Source organism: Agromyces tardus (genome assembly GCF_003710805.1).
Taxonomy (GTDB): domain Bacteria; phylum Actinomycetota; class Actinomycetes; order Actinomycetales; family Microbacteriaceae; genus Agromyces; species Agromyces tardus.
Genome location: NZ_RHHB01000003.1, coordinates 198,833 through 210,043, shown reverse-complemented (window position 1 = coordinate 210,043; position 11,211 = coordinate 198,833). Strand labels below are relative to the sequence as shown.

The 11,211-nt window shown below is 72.6% G+C and carries 10 protein-coding genes; 3 read left to right on the top strand and 7 right to left on the bottom strand.

Going from position 1 to position 11,211, the window contains the following annotated elements; translation table 11 throughout:
• Positions 1–73 precede the first annotated feature (73 nt).
• Entirely contained in the window at positions 74–715 is a 642-nt protein-coding gene (locus EDM22_RS04045) for a hypothetical protein (RefSeq protein WP_138708023.1), read from the bottom strand.
• A 322-nt stretch (positions 716–1,037) separates the two neighbouring features.
• Here EDM22_RS04045 and EDM22_RS04040 point away from each other — a divergent pair, with 322 nt between their 5' ends.
• Entirely contained in the window at positions 1,038–1,454 is a 417-nt protein-coding gene (locus EDM22_RS04040) for a CBS domain-containing protein (RefSeq protein WP_122935767.1), read from the top strand.
• Positions 1,455–1,531: 77 nt separating this feature from the next.
• On the opposite strand, the gene EDM22_RS04035 is transcribed toward EDM22_RS04040, so the two are convergent.
• Entirely contained in the window at positions 1,532–2,182 is a 651-nt protein-coding gene (locus tag EDM22_RS04035) for an NADPH-dependent F420 reductase (RefSeq protein ID WP_122935788.1), read from the bottom strand.
• A gap of 168 nt (positions 2,183–2,350) precedes the next feature.
• On the opposite strand from EDM22_RS04035, the gene EDM22_RS04030 reads away from it, so the two are divergent.
• The gene (locus EDM22_RS04030; protein WP_170964006.1) at positions 2,351–2,791 is read left to right on the top strand and encodes a DoxX family protein; all 441 of its coding nucleotides are present in this window, start codon (positions 2,351–2,353) and stop codon (positions 2,789–2,791) included.
• Positions 2,792–2,865: 74 nt separating this feature from the next.
• On the opposite strand, the gene EDM22_RS04025 is transcribed toward EDM22_RS04030, so the two are convergent.
• The 3 genes from EDM22_RS04025 to EDM22_RS04015 form a co-directional block, all read right to left on the bottom strand.
• Positions 2,866–3,081 carry a hypothetical protein gene (locus EDM22_RS04025; RefSeq protein WP_122935766.1) on the bottom strand — a complete coding sequence of 72 codons (216 nt, stop codon included), beginning with the start codon at positions 3,079–3,081 and terminating at the stop codon, positions 2,866–2,868.
• Between the two features lie 303 nt (positions 3,082–3,384).
• On the bottom strand, positions 3,385–5,028 hold the full coding sequence (locus EDM22_RS04020) for a S8 family peptidase (RefSeq protein WP_122935765.1): 1,644 nt from the start codon (positions 5,026–5,028) through the stop codon (positions 3,385–3,387).
• Positions 5,029–5,190: 162 nt separating this feature from the next.
• Positions 5,191–6,036: a hypothetical protein gene (locus tag EDM22_RS04015; protein ID WP_122935764.1), complete on the bottom strand. Its 846-nt coding sequence runs from the start codon at positions 6,034–6,036 to the stop codon at positions 5,191–5,193.
• A gap of 164 nt (positions 6,037–6,200) precedes the next feature.
• On the opposite strand from EDM22_RS04015, the gene EDM22_RS04010 reads away from it, so the two are divergent.
• The gene (locus EDM22_RS04010; protein ID WP_122935763.1) at positions 6,201–7,760 is read left to right on the top strand and encodes a glycosyltransferase family 39 protein; all 1,560 of its coding nucleotides are present in this window, start codon (positions 6,201–6,203) and stop codon (positions 7,758–7,760) included.
• Positions 7,761–7,817: 57 nt separating this feature from the next.
• Here EDM22_RS04010 and EDM22_RS19435 read toward each other — a convergent pair whose 3' ends face one another.
• Positions 7,818–10,460, bottom strand: a complete 2,643-nt coding sequence (locus tag EDM22_RS19435) for a choice-of-anchor Q domain-containing protein (protein ID WP_170964005.1) — start codon at positions 10,458–10,460, stop codon at positions 7,818–7,820.
• A 326-nt stretch (positions 10,461–10,786) separates the two neighbouring features.
• On the bottom strand, positions 10,787–11,194 hold the full coding sequence (locus tag EDM22_RS03985; protein WP_170964004.1) for a DUF1801 domain-containing protein: 408 nt from the start codon (positions 11,192–11,194) through the stop codon (positions 10,787–10,789).
• Positions 11,195–11,211: the final 17 nt, after the last annotated feature.

The window sequence follows — 11,211 nt, the reverse complement described above, 5'->3', positions numbered from 1 at the left end:
GAGCGGATGCCGCGGGGTGCCGCCCGCCGCGGGGTGCCGCCCGCCGCGCGGTGCCGCCCGCCGCGCGGCCGGACTACGCCCCCGCCGGCGCCTCGACCGGCTCGTCCCTCGGCACGCCACCCGCTTCGACGCGGGCATCGAGCACCTCGTGCAGCGTCGCCCGCAGGGTGAACCGCACCTCCTCGGCGATCTGACGGATCGCGGCCGACACGAGCGAATCGTCGTGGATGCTCGAGCCGGGCCGGCCCGGCAGCAGGCTCCCGGCGGAGCCGAGGCGGCTGATGGCCTGCGATTCGAGCGGCCTCGCGTCGGTGAGGAGGGCGCCGGCGCCATCGTCGTTCGCGAGGTGGAGCACGAGGTCGCGGCGGGTGATCGCGACATCCGGGAAGCTGTAGATGCGCGGCTGCTCCCACCACGAGTGGAAGGTGACCCAGTGATCGCCGAGCCGGGCCGACGTGAACGCCGGGGCGAGGCGGGCCTCGCCGAACTCGTCGGACGAGCGGCCCTGCGCTCGCACCACGGTGAGCATCGACACGACGGGGATCGGGCCGGTCGTCACCGAGTCGCGCACCCAGAGCGGGTCGCCCTCGAGGGTGCCATCGGCCCACGGCAGCGCGGACCTCAGCCCGATGCGCGAGAGCAGGCCGGCGGTCGTGTCGGAGTCGTGGACGAGCGCCAGGATCGCGGCGGCCAGTGGCTGGTGCTCGCTTCGCACTCGCGCGTCGTAGCGCTCGCACGAGTCGTCGAGGTACCCCAATCGTTCGCCGAGCTCCCCGAGGTCATCGGTTGCGATGCATGTCGTCGCAAGCAGATCCGGGAGCTGTCTCCAGAGGGCGGCGGCTGACTCCATGGGCCCACACAATCGGGGTTGTCCCCCATTTGCTAGTCCCCCGAACGGGAGGCATGCCTCCGTTTCCCGGAGTGTGCCCCGCCACGGATGCCGCCTCGCGCACGCCGTCTGCGCGGCGTCAACCCCCGCGCGGCCCGCGCCGACTCGTGCCTACGATGCCCGGACGACTCGAGAAAGGACGATCCCGATGACCGTCGCACGCGACATCATGACGCCCGATCCCACCTGCGTGAAGGAGGACCAGACGCTCGCCGAGGCGGCGCGCATGATGCGCGAGCTCGACGTCGGCGCGCTCCCGATCTGCGGCAACGACGATCGGTTGCAGGGCATGGTCACCGACCGCGACATCGTCGTGAAGTGCATCGCCGAAGGCGGCGATCCGCAGACCGCGCTCGCCGGCAGCCTCGCCGACGGCAAGCCGTACACGATCGGCGCCGACGACGATGTGCGCGACGCGCTCGTCGTGATGCAGCAGCACCAGGTGCGCCGCCTCCCCGTCATCGACGGGCACGACCTCGTGGGCATCATCAGCCAGGCCGACATCGCCCGTTCCCTGTCGAGCGTCGAGACCGGCGAGACGGTCGCAGAGATCTCCGAGGACTGAGCCCGAACTCCCCCGCAGACGCGTGCGGGCCGTGCCGACGCCGGCACGGCCCGCACGACTGCGACGGGGCTGCGGCGCTACGCCGCCGCGGCCGGACGCTGCGCCCGCGCGAGGTTCGCCACGAGCTCGTCGCGCGTCTGCGGCACCACGTAGGCGGGCTGGTCGCGCTCGACGCGCCAGCTCTCCGACAGGGGGCCGACGTTCACGGTGTCGAACCCGAACTGGTCGTACAGGTCGGTCACGAACTGCGCGGCATCCTCGAAGTCGCTCGAGGTGGCGAGGGCACGCCGGTCGGCGGCGCCGGCGGGCTTGCCGTCGGTCGTGATCTCGGCAGAGCGGATGTGGTTGAAGCCCTTGGCCACGCGGCTCGTCGGCAGGTGCTGCTGCAGCATTCCGCTGACGGTCTCGAGGCCGTCGTCGAGGGCGGGCACGTGGCCGTCGCGCTCGAAGTAGTAGTTGTTCGTGTCGATCACGATCTTGCCGGCGAGCGGCTCGACGGGGATCGATGCGTAGGCCTTGAACGGCACGGTGACGACCGCGACATCCGCCGCCTCGGCCGCCTGCTCGGCTGTCGCGGCGCGGGCCTTCGGGCCGAGCTCCGCCACGAGCTCGGTGAGGGTCTCGGGCCCTCGCGAATTGGCGATCACCACGTCGTACCCGTTGGCGACGGCCGCGCGGGCGACCTGGCTGCCGATGTGTCCTGCTCCGATGATTCCGATTGTCGTCATGAAGAAGGCGAACCGGATGCCGCGGCAGGATGTTCCCGATGCGGCACCGCCGATCGCGGTGGGCGAACAGTCGGTCCCGGCCGCGCTGATGCCCTGATGCCCTGATGCGCTGATGCGCTGATGCGCTGATGCGCTGATGCCCTGATGCCCTGATGCGAGACTGAGGAGATGATCCGCCGATGCAGCCGCGCCCGCACGAGTCCGTCGACCGGCATCCGCTCGGTCGCGCGCTGGCTGCTCGCAGCGCTGCTCGTGGTCGCCGGCCTGTCGCACCTGTCCTGGGCGCGGAGGGGCTACCGCATCGTGGTGCCCGACTGGGTGGTCGATCACGCGCCGATCGACAAGGACGGCGTGGTCGTCGCGTCGGGCGCGGTCGAGATCCTGCTCGGCGCCGCGCTGGTCGGACTTCCGCATGAGCGCCGGCGGATCGGTTCGATGATCGCCGCCTTCTTCGTCGCGGTGTTCTCCGGCAACGTGCACCAGTGGCGTACCGGGCAACCGGCGCCGCTCATGCGCACCGATCGTGCCCGCTTCATCCGGCTCCTGCTGCAGCCGGTGCTCGTGGCGTGGGCGCTGTGGAGCACGGCGCCCGATCGCGCCGCGCACTGACCGCGTTCGCGCACCGGGTCGACGCGGGGCTTCGGGCGCGCCACTACGGCATTCACCTCGGCGGCGCGACCGTCTCAGTGGGCGGCCGCTCGCAACCCGTGGGGGCGGCGCGCGCTGCGACCGCGCCACCGCTCGCCGAGCCGGCCCAGGAAGGTCGATCGGTCTTCGACCGGTTCGCCACTCTCGGCGCGCGGGTCGGCGGTGAGGCGGTGCCACTCCTCGATCCGGGCGGCGATGATGTCGTCGTTCGTCTTGAGCGTCTGTGCGATGAAACCGTATGCGAGGTCCATGTTTCCGTTTCCGTTCGTGCACGTCCGGCGGCATGTCCGTCCGCCTGAGATCAGATTCCTCGCTGAGGTGGTGTCGTCGTATCCGGCAGGTGCCCTATCTTCGGCGTACCCGGCGCCTCAGATGGCGGTCGGCCACCTCAGATCGGCTACCTCAGATCGGCCACCTCAGATCGGCCACCTCAGATCGGCTACCTCAGGCCGGCGCAGGCGACCGGCGGGCGCGCCGACCCTGGCGCGATCGGCGCGAGCGCGGCCGGCACCAGCGCCACCGGGCGGCGCCGCCCCGTCACCATGCCACGCCGCTCACCGCCCGAGCTTCTTGAACGCCACCCCCGCGATCCGATCCAGCTGCTTCGCCGTGAGGCGACCATCGAGCCCGCGCGCCTCCTTCGCGATGGCCGCGACGAGCTCGCGCCGGGCGCGCACCGCCTGCGAGCGCCAGTCGGGATCGACCGGCACCGGCCCCTTGCCGGGCACCCAGATGACCCCGGGCGCGTCGTCGATGATGCCGAAGAGGATGTTGACCCAGTAGACGTAGCGGTCGTCGATCCGCCCGAACCGGTCGTTGCGCTCGATCGCGTCGAAGATCGCGTGCAGGTCGGGCATCACGCCGATGCGGTCGGTCGCGGGGTCGGCGCTCGGGGTGTTGAGGCTCGAGCCGAGCCAGGAGCGCACCGTGCCCGGGCCGAAGGGTTGCCCGGTGCGCGCGCGCCGCCAGCTCTGCAGCAGCACCGCGGCGCCCGTGACGATGGGGGTCGCACCCGACGTGCCGCCGAACGACCCGGTGTACGCCGTGGTCGAGGTGCCCGTCCATCCGTCGCCCGTCGTGTCGACGTTCTGGCCCCACGCGTAGCAGTCGATGCGGCTGCCGTGGTTCGAGAAGCCGAGGCGCGAGTGCGGCGAGGCGGAGGTCGCGGCGCCGACCATGATGGCCCCGGAGTCGCGGTAGTCGTCGTCGCCGACCTTGAGCAGGTGGCGACCGTCGGCGTCGGTCCAGTCGTCGAGGTCGTTGCCGCCGTTGCCGGCCGCCTCGACCACGACGATGCCGGCGTCGACCGCATCGCGGATGGCGTCGAAGACGGCCTGCTCGACCTCGACGGGCAGGTACGTCGTCGACGACCCTGCCGCGGTGGTCTGCGCCTCGAGCAGCAGCACGTCGCCGGGCGACATCGCGTCGGCCGCCGAGATGATGGCCGCCGCCGTGCTGTACGACGTCGACGTGCGGTACTGCGACACGACCCGAGCGGATGCCGCGGGCGCGATGCCCACGCCCCCGCGCGTGTTGTCGACCGCGACGACCTCGCCGAGCACCGCCGTGCCGTGCCCGTGGTACGCCTGGCTCACGCCGGAGATGATCGTGATGCCGGCCGCCGCGAGGTCCTCGTGGTTGAGCGTCCACCCCTGCTCGAGGTCGACGAACCCGACCCCCGAGCCGTCCGTCGCACCCCACGCCCACCGCGCGTCGATGCCGTCGGGCGCCGCATCGAGGTAGCCCTGGTTCCCGCTGCGCGGGTCGTCGGTGGCATCCACCGGCGGCGGTGTCGGACCGCCCTCGACGTACGCGGTCTCGACGTCGTCGCGTGCATTGAGTTCCTTCGCGAGCTCGGCGGCGGATGCCGCATCCCGCACCGTGATCGCCGCGTACCCGTCGAACCGGGCACGCCGCCCGCGTCCGATCCGCTCGCGCTCGCTGCGCCCCACCATCGGCTCGAGGAACGCCTCACCGGCGACGCGATCCTGGTACTCGGCGATCACGTCGCCGAGGTACGCGAACGCGTCGACCAGCTCGCGGCCGATGTCGTCCTCCCGCTCGCCCGCGCGCCCCTCGGGCGCCCGCTCCTTCAGCCCGCGCTCGCGGCGCGCCGCGTCGGTCACCTTCACGATCACCCTCGGCCGCACGTCCGGCGTCTCGATCGGCTTCGGCTCCGTGCCGTCGATCATCCCCATGATCCGCTCCGTTCCGTTCCGCATGGCGGTCGTGCGTGCACGTGCGCGGGGGCGCCGCGCGCGGGCGGCCGGCCATTCCCAATGGTTCCGGGAGCATCATGCGCTCGCGTCGGGGTCGACGCATCGGGGCTCACCCGGAGTGCGCGAGAAGCAGAAGCTGCATCAGCCCTGGCACGCCGGCTCGATGCCGGTCGCGAAGTACTCGTCGCTCGCGCGCACGAAGTCGCCGCCTCCGCACGCCACGCCGCCGAGGAACACCGAGTCGTAGGCCCGCTCGTCGATCTGCGCGGTGACGCGGAACGGCGGCTCCGCGGCATCCGGAACCAGCACCGAGGTCTCATCGTCGCCGTGCAGCACCGTGAACCGCACGCGGAACTCGCACGACTGCTCGGTGGTCGCCGCGGTGACGATGAGCGGCACCTGCTCGTCTTCGGCGAGCGAGATCGTCTGGGCCGGGAAGAACTGCGCCGGTTGCCCGTCGCCTCCTTCCGTGGTGGCGACCGGATCGTCGGCATCGAGGTCGAAGTCCAGGCGGATCGACTCCTCGGCCCCGCCGGGCGGCTCGACGAACAGGCTGCCGTCGAGCGGTTCGGCGCAGTCGCGGTCGATCCCTGCGTCGACGATGCGCACGCCGTCGCTGCGGTTGCCCTCGAGCAGGATGCGCACGAACGCCCGCCCGACGGGCGACGCCCCGGCGTCGACCAGGTACGCGAAGCGATCGTCCGACGCGTTGATCTGCGCGAGGTCCGCCTCGTCGAACGAGCGGTCGGGCGGGAACGCCACCGTGCCGCCCACCTCGTCGGACCGATACGGCTGGGCGTCGACCACGGTCACCACGTCGCCGCGCTCGGTCGCCCGGTCGATGAGGCCGCCGAACCACGGCACGAGCGCGTTCGTGATCGCGATGCCGAGCGCTGCGACGACGATGCCGCCCAGCCAGACGACGGGCTTCTTCAGCCACGAGCGGATGCCGCCGCCCGGCGATTCATCCGAGTGCTCCCCTGCCATCTCCACCCCCGAGATGCTCGCGTGCTCTCACGGTAGCCCCAGTGGGATCGGATGTCGCGGCGGAACGCGTCCGTCGGACGCAGCGCCGCGGGGAACCGTCGCGGGGCTCACCCGGAGTACGCGACGGGCGCATGCCGCGACCCCCGCCTCAGTAGGGTGGTCGCATGACGCCGGACGCCGCGGTCCCGAGTCCGCCGGCCGAGGCCGCGGCGGCCCCGCGCAACTCAGCCGCTCCGCTCGCGCCGTCCGCATCACTCGCGCCCCTCGCGCCCCTCGCCCGCGGCCCCGTCATCGCCGCGATGCTCACGCTCGCCGCACTGCTCGCCGCGACGAGCAACGCCTACGGCTACCACCGCGACGAGCTCTACTTCCGCATGCTCGACCCGGCGTGGGGCTACCTCGACCAGCCACCGCTCACGCCGCTCATCGCCCGCACGCTCCGGTCGATCGTCGACGAGCCGTGGATGCTGCACCTGCCCGCCCTGCTCGCGGCGGTCGCGGCCGTGTTCGTCGCAGCCCTCATCGCGCGCGAGGTCGGGGGCGCCCGCCGGGCCCAGGCCCTCGCCGCGTGGACCGCCGCCGCGGCCGCGTTCCCCTTGATCTTCGGGCACGTGCTCCTCACCTCGTCGATCGACCTCGTGGTGTGGCCGCTCGTGTGCCTGTTCGCCATACGCGCGCTGCTGCGCCACGACGGCCGCGGGTGGCTCGTCGTCGGACTCGTGGCGGGCCTCGCCAGCTACAACAAGCTGCTCGTCGCGGTGCTGCTCGCGGGCCTCGGCGTGGGACTGCTCGTGTTCGGGCCGTGGCGCGTGCTGCGTTCCCCGTGGCTGTGGGGCGGCATCCTGCTCGCGGCCCTGCTTGCCCTCCCGGCCCTCGTGTACCAGGCGACGCACGGCTGGCCGCAGCTCGCGATGGGCGCCGCCCTCGCCGAGGACAACGGGGGCGAGACGCGGTGGCTCATGTGGCCGATGCTGCTGCTGCTCGTGGGTCCTCTGCTCGTGCCCGTCTGGGTGGCCGGCCTCGTGGGGTTGTTCCGGCGGCGCGCGTGGCGCGACATCCGCCTGCTCGTCGGCGCCTTCGTCGTGGTGCTCGTGTTCACGTTCGTGGGCAGCGCGCAGTTCTTCTACCCGCTCGGCGTGGTGCAGGTGCTGCTCGCGATCGGCTCCGTGCCCACCGCCGAGTGGATGCGCACCCGCACCCGCCGCGCCCTCGTGTGGGCAGCCGTCGCGCTCAACGGTGCGATCTCGGCCGTCATCGCGCTGCCGCTCGTGCCCGTCGACGTGGTCGGTGCCACTCCCCTTCCGGCGATCAACCAGGTCACCGCCGACAGCATCGGCTGGCCCCGGTACGTGCAGCAGATCGCGGATGCCGCGGCCACGGCGCCCGGCGGGAGCGCCGGCATCCCCGTCATCACCGCCAACTACGGCGAGGCCGGCGCCGTCGCACGGTTCGGCCCGGCGTCGGGCCTCGACGCCACCGACGTCTTCAGCGGACACAACGAGCTCTGGTTCGAGGACCACCCAGCGGATGCCGCCGACGCCGCCGTCTTCGTCGGCTACCGCCCGAGCTTCCTCGCGCCGCTCTTCGACTCGTGCGCGGTGCACGCGCGCCTCGACAACGGGCTCGGCGTCGACAACGAGGAGCAGGGCGAGCCGATCACGGTGTGCAGCGGCATCCGCATGCCGTGGAGCGAGGCGTGGCCACGCTTCGCGCACCTCGACTGAGCACCGGCTGACCGGATGCCGCTGCAGCACACGCGGCACCCACCCGGAACCGGCCCCTTACCGCAGCACCACCTGCGTCGAGTTGCTGTTCACCACATCGCCCGCCGCCGACGTCACGAGGATGCCGATCGTGTGCGTCCCCACCGTCATTCCCTTCGTCGTCTTCACGTCGAACTGGAAGGTGTCGGAGGTCGCGTTGTACTTCGCGCAGCCCTTCACCTGCCCGTCGAGCGTCACGGACACGCGGCACGTCGGCGAGAGCAGCGCCGCGGCCGCCGCGTCGCTCAGCACGCCGCCGGCGTCGGCGAGCTGGAAGCGCACGGGGATCGTCGAGCCGCGCTTGTACGACGACTGCGGGATCGGCTGCTGGAAGCCGCGGAAGTCGTAGGCCACGAGGTAGCCGCAGTCGACCGTGGTGTCGTTGCCGGCGACGTCCTCACCCGTGAGCGGTTTCGTGAACGCGCCCGCCTGGGTCACGTCGCCGGCGGACACCGTCGCGGTCACGGGGGACGCGACCGGGCCCGAGAGCTCGTCGGTCACGGTCGCCGACAGGCCGCTCGTCGGCGTGCTGCCGAGCACGTAGGTCGGCGGTGTCGCGCAGGTGACGGTCGGATCCGTCGTGTCGACCTTCACCGTGCGCGTCGCGGTGGCGACGTTGCCGGCGAGGTCGGCGCAGGTCGCGGTGAGCACGATCGCGCTGCCCTCACCGGTCGAGGTGGACTGGAGCGTGCAGTTGTCGGGGTCGATGCCCGCACTGCCGGCGCCGTCGGCCCAACCCCAGTCGATCGTGACGGCGGTGGTGTTCCAGCCGTCGAGGCTCGAGCCGGATGCGATGGTCGGTGACGACGTGGGCGCTGAGAAGTCCGTGCCGCTGACGTATTCGTAGGCGCCGATGTCGGCGGAGCCGTACCGCGGACGCGACACGCCGCGCTGGTCGTCGGTCGGCGCGAACGCGAGGTTGCCTGTGTTGTAGGCAGAGCTCGTGGAGCCGATCGCCATGGTGGGGGTGCGCCCGGGGGCGTTCAACGCGAGTGCACCGAGTTGCGGGTCGGCCGTCTGCGTGATCGTGGGGCATCCGTCGCGCACGTCGGTGTCGTGCGGGGTGACCAGGTTGTTGGTCCCGGATGTCGCGACCCCGCCGAGCACGAAGCACTCGTCCCGTCCGGAGTTGCCCGCCACGATCGTGTTCCGCAGCACGAACGACGTCGCCTCGCCCGACAGCGGCCGGTAGACCACGATGCCCGCGCCGTCGCCGGTGGACTCGTTGCCCGCGACGGTGGAGTTGGTGACGGTGAGCGTGCCGCCCACCGCGAAGAGCGCCCCGCCGGCGTCGGCGCCGTTCGCCGCCGGCGTCTCCTCCGTGAAGCCGCTCGTGCCGGCGACGCCGCGCACGGCGTAGTTGCCGGTGAAGGTGCTGTTGATCACGGCGATCGTGGAGCTGTGACCGAAGATCGCGCCGCCGAGGCCCGCGCCGCCGCCGCCGTTGAGCTCGCTGCCGTGTCCGCCGAACGTGCCGCCGTCGCCGGGGCCGCCGAAGACGAAGCCGCCGGGGCCGTTGCCGCCACCGCCCCCGAACCCGCCGCCACCGCCGGTGCCGCCGCAGTAGCCGCATCCGTCGACGATCTCCACCGTCGCGCCGCCACCACCGCCGCCGAAGCCGCCGAGCCCGCCGTCGCCGTCGTCCCACGCGCCACCGCCGCCGCCACCGCCGTAGCCGCCGTCGCCGCCGTCGCCGCTCGAGAAGGTGAAGTCGGCGCCGCCGCCGCCCCCGCCGCCCGCGCACTCGGCGTCGTCGCCGTCGCTGTGCGCGAGGAACTCGTCGAGGATGATCGATTCGTCGACGCCGCCTTCTCCGCCGCAGCGGTACCCGCCGGGGTAGGGATCGAAGAGGGACCCGCCTCCGGCCGGCGAGAGCGTGCCGCCGCCCCCGCCGCCAGTGCCGAAGAGCCCGCCCGACGCTCCGGAAGTGCGCGCCCCGCCGCCACCGCCGCCGCTCGACGAGTTCGCGCCGCCGTTGCCGCCCAGGCCGCCGCCGCCCCCGCCGCCGACCCCGCCGATGCCCGTACGGCCGCCGCCGTTGCCGCCGGTCGCCGAGTTGCCCTCGAACGTGCTCCACTGCACGAGCAGCGATCCGTCGTGCACGTAGATCGCGCCGCCCGCGCCGAGGCCCCCACCTCCGCCGGCGCTTGCGCCGTTTCCGCCTCGCGCGGCGAACCCCTGCACGTGCACCTCGTTGAGCACGAGATCACCGCCTAGCACCGCGAAGGCCCGGACGTTCGCGCTGCCCGTGTGCTGGATGAGGGCTCCGTGCCCCTCGATCTGCACCGTCGAGGTGATGATCGGCGTCGCCGTGGGCCCGACGTAGTTGGAGGCGTCGTCGATGACGACGGGGAACGCGTACGTGCCGGGCGCGAGATCGATGAGGTCGCTGCCGGACCCCGCCGCGCAGCCGGTCTCGAAGCCGAGGCCGTTCGAGGCCGGCAGCGGCACCCAGCTCGCATCGTGGTTCGCGGCGAGGATCGCCTCGGGCAGGGTGCAGCCGGGCACGCCGAGCCCCTGCGCGGTCGAGTCGACGGTGATGACCGAGTCGGCGCGCGCCGCGCTCGGCGGTGCCGCGACGGCGTACATCAGTCCGACCGCCAGGCCGGCGACGGCGATGGGAACGACAACGGGCCTGACTCGGGTAAGTGCAGCGCGCACGACGGCCTCCTCATTGAGACGGTGTCTGCCCGAAGCCTGCTCCCCTCCGCGCCGCACAGCAAGATGAGGGATGCGCATTTTCAGGGCCGGCTACCCCCAGTGCAGGGGTGGGGCCCTGTTGGCCACGGCCCGGCGAAGTGCGAGGCGACTCACGACTCGGCGTGCGAGGAGCACCATTGCGAGGGAGAGATGGGTCGAGCGATGACCCCAGTTCGACTTCCTCGCGCCCTCCGAGACGCCCTACGCGCTGGTCGCCCGCGTCGGCGCTGACGCGTCGCGGTGCGGCGTCGGCGGCCGCGGCTGCGGCCGCGGGCCGAGCAACGGGGTCAGTCGGGCGCGGTCGACGGTTCGGCCAGCCAGGCTCGGATGACAGCGACGATCGCCTCGCGCTCCCACGCCGGCTTCGCCGGGTCGGGCAGCCGAAGGCTCGCCCGGATGTTCGAGTGCCACGTGAGCAACCCCTCGGGGTCGCCCGAGAAGGTCGGCGCAGCGCCCCGGTCTTCGGGTCGCCCGGTGCCGAAGTGCAGGATGAGCCGCACCGGTCCCGTGCCGGCCGCGTTGATCGTGAGCCGGTCGACACCGTCGAGCTGGTAGTCGGGCGAGTTCCACTTGACGATCTCGACCAGCCTCGGCTCCGCCTCGCGCACCAGCTCGCGCAGCGTCTCGACGTCGGCGCGCCGTTGCGGCTCCTGCGCTGCGAGGAACTCGTCGACGGTCGTGAAGCGTTCGGGCATGCCGCGATCGTACGGCC

What these genes read in the sequence shown, in the direction of transcription:
- EDM22_RS04040 (WP_122935767.1), top strand. Translation starts at nt 1,038, where the DNA reads ATGACCGTCGCACGCGACATCATGACGCCCGATCCCACCTGCGTGAAG.
- EDM22_RS04035 (WP_122935788.1), bottom strand. Translation starts at nt 2,182, where the DNA reads ATGACGACAATCGGAATCATCGGAGCAGGACACATCGGCAGCCAGGTC.
- EDM22_RS04030 (WP_170964006.1), top strand. Translation starts at nt 2,351, where the DNA reads ATGATCCGCCGATGCAGCCGCGCCCGCACGAGTCCGTCGACCGGCATC.
- EDM22_RS04025 (WP_122935766.1), bottom strand. Translation starts at nt 3,081, where the DNA reads ATGGACCTCGCATACGGTTTCATCGCACAGACGCTCAAGACGAACGAC.
- EDM22_RS04020 (WP_122935765.1), bottom strand. Translation starts at nt 5,028, where the DNA reads ATGGGGATGATCGACGGCACGGAGCCGAAGCCGATCGAGACGCCGGAC.
- EDM22_RS04015 (WP_122935764.1), bottom strand. Translation starts at nt 6,036, where the DNA reads ATGGCAGGGGAGCACTCGGATGAATCGCCGGGCGGCGGCATCCGCTCG.
- EDM22_RS04010 (WP_122935763.1), top strand. Translation starts at nt 6,201, where the DNA reads ATGACGCCGGACGCCGCGGTCCCGAGTCCGCCGGCCGAGGCCGCGGCG.
- EDM22_RS03985 (WP_170964004.1), bottom strand. Translation starts at nt 11,194, where the DNA reads ATGCCCGAACGCTTCACGACCGTCGACGAGTTCCTCGCAGCGCAGGAG.